Raw genomic sequence first — 1,469 nt, 5'->3', positions numbered from 1 at the left:
AGCCATGCCTTTCAAGGTCTTGGTTTAAAATCCCCTAATCAATTCAGTCAGGACGACGAAGCTATGTGGGAAAAGGTTTTAGAACGGTTTGAAAAACAAGCACCAGCCAGTGTCATGACCAAGCTGGTCTTGGAGCAGGCCGTAGATGCCAAGTGGGTAGACAAGGTGTTCGATGATCATCGCCAGCGTCAGTACTCCCGTGAGCTTTTGTTTTCAACCGTTGTTGAGCTGATGTCCCTTGTTTCATTGGGCTTGAGGCCGTCATTACACGCGGCGGCGCGCAAGATGGAGGGCCTTTCGGTCAGCCTTGCAGCCCTCTATGACAAGATCAAGCGAACCGAACCCGAGCTTCTGCGCGCCCTCATTTCGGGCAGTGCCGAGCGTTTGATACCGACCGTAGAAACGCTTGGCCATTCATCGATCCTTCCCGGTTGGCAGTTGCGTATTGTTGATGGCAACCATCTGCCGGCCACTGAAAAACGTCTAGGTGCTCTGCGCAATGAGCGCGGCGCAGCACGTCCAGGATTTTCAGTAGTTGCCTACGATCCGGATCTGGATTTAGTCGTTGATCTTCAGCCGTGGGAAGATGCCTACGCCAGTGAGCGAGTCAGTGTTTTACCGCTACTGGCCCGCGCATGCGCGGGCCAATTGTGGATGGCTGACCGGCTCTATTGCACGCTGCCCGTCTTGCAAGCCTGCGAGGACACGGGGGCTTCGTTCATCGTTCGCCAACCCAGCAAACATCCACGACTCGTCCAAGAAAGTGAGTGGCAAGATTCAGGAGCAGTCGATAGCGGCACCGTTCGCGAACAAATCATCGAAGTGACCAGTGGCCGCCGCTGGAGACGCGTTGAATTGAGCCTGCAAACAGCGAATGACTCAGGTGATGTGGTGATGTGGTTCTGGAGCAATTTGCCCGACACCATCAGTGCTCAACAGATAGCTGATTTGTACCGTCGTCGCTGGAGTATTGAAGGCATGTTCCAACGCCTTGAATCGGTACTGGAGAGTGAAATCACAAGCTTTGGCAGCCCGAAAGCTGCGCTGCTGGGCTTTGCCTCGGCGGTGCTGGCTTACAACGTTTTATCGGTTCTCAAACGTAGTGTTGAGCAGGCGCACCGGGAAACACAGCCAGAGGGTTGGGAAGCTTCGATTTTCCACTTGGCGGTGCATGTTCGCAGTGATTATCAGGGTTTGCAGATCGCATTGCCTGCGGAAAATTTCCCCCTTGAAAAGACCTCGCAAGGGCTGGCAGAGCGATTACTGGCCCTGGCGAGGTTGATCAAACCCAAGTCCGTCGCAAAGAGCCCTCGCGGCGCCAAAGTCGCTAAACCCAAGGAGTGGCTGGAAGGTAAGGCGGCACGGGCGCATGTCTCAACAGCTCGGGTGCTTAAGGCTGCCAAGGCGGATAAACAGGCCTAAACATGACGTTAAACGGACTCTTAAACATAGACCTTGAAAGGCATGGC

Annotated in this window: 1 protein-coding gene; it reads left to right on the top strand. The window is 54.5% G+C overall.

Annotated features, from left to right (window positions below; genetic code table 11):
* Positions 1–114: 114 nt before the first annotated feature.
* The gene (locus GIW48_RS29630; protein ID WP_170040993.1) at positions 115–1,422 is read left to right on the top strand and encodes an IS4 family transposase; all 1,308 of its coding nucleotides are present in this window, start codon (positions 115–117) and stop codon (positions 1,420–1,422) included.
* Positions 1,423–1,469 lie beyond the last annotated feature (47 nt).

This window comes from Pseudomonas sp. PA-6-3C, assembly GCF_021605825.1.
In the GTDB taxonomy this organism is placed as follows: domain Bacteria; phylum Pseudomonadota; class Gammaproteobacteria; order Pseudomonadales; family Pseudomonadaceae; genus Aquipseudomonas; species Aquipseudomonas edaphica.
The sequence above is the reverse complement of the archived record's forward strand: the minus strand, read 5'-3'. Positions and strand labels throughout refer to the sequence as shown.

Bases quoted from the DNA above. Each gene is read 5' to 3' on its own strand.
- GIW48_RS29630 (WP_170040993.1), top strand. From the start codon at position 115: ATGACCAAGCTGGTCTTGGAGCAGGCCGTAGATGCCAAGTGGGTAGAC.